This window comes from Novosphingobium sp. AAP93 (assembly GCF_001296055.1).
GTDB lineage: Bacteria > Pseudomonadota > Alphaproteobacteria > Sphingomonadales > Sphingomonadaceae > Novosphingobium.
On record NZ_LJHZ01000113.1, the window covers coordinates 1 to 3,964 of the forward strand.

General features: G+C 56.5%; 1 pseudogene. It reads left to right on the forward strand.

The window, feature by feature from the left end:
• Positions 1-40: 40 nt before the first annotated feature.
• Positions 41-3,964 (forward strand): annotated as a pseudogene (locus tag IP83_RS17150) (hypothetical protein); the annotation flags it as partial.

Genomic DNA, 3,964 nt, shown 5'->3' on the forward strand with positions numbered 1-3,964 from the left:
ATCTCAGTGGAAATTACGGCCCCTCCCGGGTCACTTCTCAGTGGCAATCAACACCAAGCCACATAGTAGCAATAAAAAGCGGGACCTGATTGTGAACGTCGTCAAACTTGGCAGCGAGTTCCTTGTCAACACACAGACGTTGGGCTTTCAGCAAAAGCCGACGATCACAAGCCTTGCAAACGGTCGCTTCGTGGTCACGTGGCAGGACGGCAGCGGCACGTTGGGTGACGTCCAGGGCACCAGCATCAAAGCGCAGATTTTCACGGCCACTGGAGCAAAGGTTGGGGCCGAGTTTCTGGTCAACACGCAGACCGCCAACGATCAACAAAATCCCACCATCATCGGCCTGGCGAACGGCGGATTCGTGGTCACTTGGAGTGACGATAGCGGCACGCTGGGCGACAGCGCAGGCGCCAGCATCAAGGCGCAAATGTTTGGCGCAGACGGGACTGCAATAGGATCTGAGTTTCTGGTCAATACTCAGACACTTGGCGGCCAGTTGAACCCAACGATCGCAGGCCTTGCCAATAACGGCTTTGTTATCGCTTGGGAAGATAGCGGCGACATGCAGAGTGGCGCTGGCGTCACCAGCATCAAGGCGCAGGTGTTCGATGCGAGTGGTAGCAAACAAGGAGACGAGTTCCTTGTCAATGCGACCACGGCTCCGTCTCAAAGAGACCCGGCTATCGCCAGCCTGTCAAACGGTGGCTTCATGATCTCGTGGAACGACGAGTCTGACGGAAGCATAAAAGCACAGCTGTTCGATGCAAACGGTGCAAGGCGGGGCGTCGAATTCTCTGTGACTGAGGATGGGCCCCGCGCTGGTTCTTATGCTCCAAGCATTACGGAGCTATCCAATGGAAAATTTGTCGTCACCTGGCATGATAATGGCACCGGTCTTGGTGACAACAGCGGCATCAGCATCAATGCGCAATTGTTCGATGCTAGTGGCAGCAAGATTGGCCGCGCATTTCTCGTCAATACTAAAACTGAGGGCGATCAAGCATATCCGGCGATTGCGGATCTGGGTAACGGCGGCTTTGTTATCTCCTGGCAAGACCGGGCTGCAATCCCATGGAATAGTTCTTGGCTAGATACATTCCCGTGGGCCATCAAGGCGCAAGTATTTGACGAAAACGGAGTCAAACAGGGCAGCGAGTTTCTGGTTAACACCGCGTCAGCCTACACTCAGCAAACGCCCACGATCACTGGCCTTGCGAACGGCGGCTTTGCCGTATCATGGCTTGACGCTGGCTATACCAATATCAAAGCGCAAGTCTTCACCTTGAGCAACCAAGCCAATGCACCCGTCATCACTTCAGATGGGGGTGGTGCGGTTGCAGCCTTGTCGGTCCTTGAAAACACCACCGCGGTGACCACAGTGCAGGCCGATGATGCGGTCAATTTCCCGCTGACCTATGCGATCAGCGGCGGGGCAGATGCAACACGGTTTCAGATCGACGCTTCGACCGGCGAACTGTCGTTTATCAGCAGGCCAGACTTTGAAGCCCCGACCGATGTGGGCGGCAACAATATCTACGATGTAATCGTCCGCGTCAGCGATGGTGCGCTGACCGACTCGCAGGCTATCGCGATAACAGTTTCTGACATCAAGATTGAAGTCGTCAAAAAAGGCGACGAGTTTTTGGTCAATACGCAGACTGCGAACGATCAAACTACTCCCTCTATCACTGGGCTTGTGAACGGCAGCTTTGTGGTCACATGGGTCGATTCCAGCGGAACTCTGGGCGATAGCAGCGGCACCAGCATCAAGGCGCAAGTCTTCAATGCAAACGGCAGCAAGTCAGGCGTCGAGTTTCTGGTGAATAGCCAGACGGCGGACAACCAGACGCACACATCGATCGCCGGGTTGGTGAATGGCGGTTTCATCATCACTTGGCAGGATGTTAGCGGCACGCTGGGGGACAGCAGCCAGACCAGTATCAAAGGGCAAGTGTTTGATGCCGGCGGCAGCAAAGTGGGCGAAGAATTCTTGGTCAACAGCCAGACCGAATCCTTCCAGCGGCGACCAACCGTCACCGGGCTGGCGAATGGCCGGTTTGTCGTCACGTGGGAAGATTCGAGTGGCACGCTAGGGGACGCAAGTACATGGAGCGTGAAAGCGCAGTTGTTCAATGCCAATGGCACGAAGCAGGGCAGCGAGTTTCTGATCAATACCCAGACAGAAAACACCCAAGCCTCGCCGACAATCGCTGCGATCTCCAACGGCGGCTTCGTAGTAAGTTGGTCTGACAACAGCGGAGATCTTGGTTCTGTTTCAGACTATAATGTGATAGCGCAGATTTTTGACTCGGACGGGAACAAGTTATCCGGCGAATTTCTAGTCAATACGACGACCAACTCAACGCAAAGCAACTCCACGATCACCGGACTCGCCAATGGCGGCTTTGTCATCACTTGGTACGATCTTAGCCGTTCATTGGATGATTTTAGCTCAGGAAGCATCCGAGCGCAGATATTCGATGCTAGTGGTCGCAAAGTGAACGGAGAGTTTCTGGTCAATAGCCAGACGGCGGACGACCAAGCCTTTCCTGCGATCAAAGGCCTTGCGAATGGTGGTTTCGTGGTCACTTGGCATGACTTTAGCGGCACGCTCGGTGACAGCCGCCAGACCAGCATCAAAGCGCAAGTTTTCAATGCAAACGGCGTAAAGCAAGGCGCAGAATTTCTGGTTAACTCCCAGACGGCATCTTTCCAAATGGTCCCGGAGATCACCGAACTTGCATCGGGCGATGTCGTGATCACCTGGCTGGACAGCAGTGGTACCTTGGGTGACGCCAGCAGCGGGAGCATCAAAGCGCAAGTCTTTAGCGTGACCAGCCAGAATAGCGCGCCGGAGATAACTTCGGATGGAGGCGGTGCAGCAGCGGTCTTGATGATCTCTGAAAACACCTCGGCGGTGACAGCCGTGCTGGCTAACGATGTGGATGCCGGGACCACACTGACTTATGCGATCAGCGGTGGCGCTGATGCGGCTCGGTTCCAAATCAACGCCACGACCGGCGCGCTCTCGTTCCGATCTGCACCGAACTTCGAGATCCCGACCGATGTTGGTGCCGATAACGTCTATGATGTCATCGTTCGTGCGAGCGACGGTACGCTCACCGACACTCAGGCCATATCGGTGACGGTAACCGATACCAACGAAGCGCCGATCATCACCAGCAATGGTGGCGGGGCGACGGCCACGCGCGTGCTCGCGGAAAACGCTACTGGGGTGACCACTGTACAGGGCATAGATCCCGATGCGGGCACTACGGTAATTTACTCTATCGAAGGCGGCGCAGACGCGCGAAAATTTCAAGTAGATTTCCTTACCGGAGCGCTCACGTTTGTCACTGCACCAGACTTTGAAGCCCCCACCGATGCAGATGGAAACAACGTATATGAAGTGATTGTGCGTGCACGCGACGGGACGCTCGATGACACCCAGGCCATTGCGGTGACGGTCACGAACGCGAACGAGGCGCCGATGATCATCAGCGATGGCGGCGGGGCCACGGCAGCGCGCTCGATTGCTGAGAACACAACGGCAGTGGCGACTGTGAGCGCGGCAGACCCTGACGCTGGCACGACGCTCAGTTATGCGATCAGTGGGGGGGCGGATGCGGCTCGGTTCCAGATCAACGCCACGACCGGCACGCTCTCGTTCCGATCTGCACCGAACTTTGAGTTGCCGGGCGATGTTGGCGCGAACAATGTCTACGACGTGATTGTCAGCGCCAGCGACGGCACGCTGTCCGATACACAAGCGATCGCGGTGACAGTGACGGATGTGGCTGAGGCTGTCAGAAGCCAGCGCAGCGATTTCAACGGCGACGGGCGCGGGGATGTGCTGTTCCGCAGCCAGAGCGGATTGCTGGCCTCGTGGCAGCTCAACGGCACGTCGATCAGCGGCGGCGGCAATCTGGGCAATCCGGGTTCGGCCTTCTCGGTCGCGGCG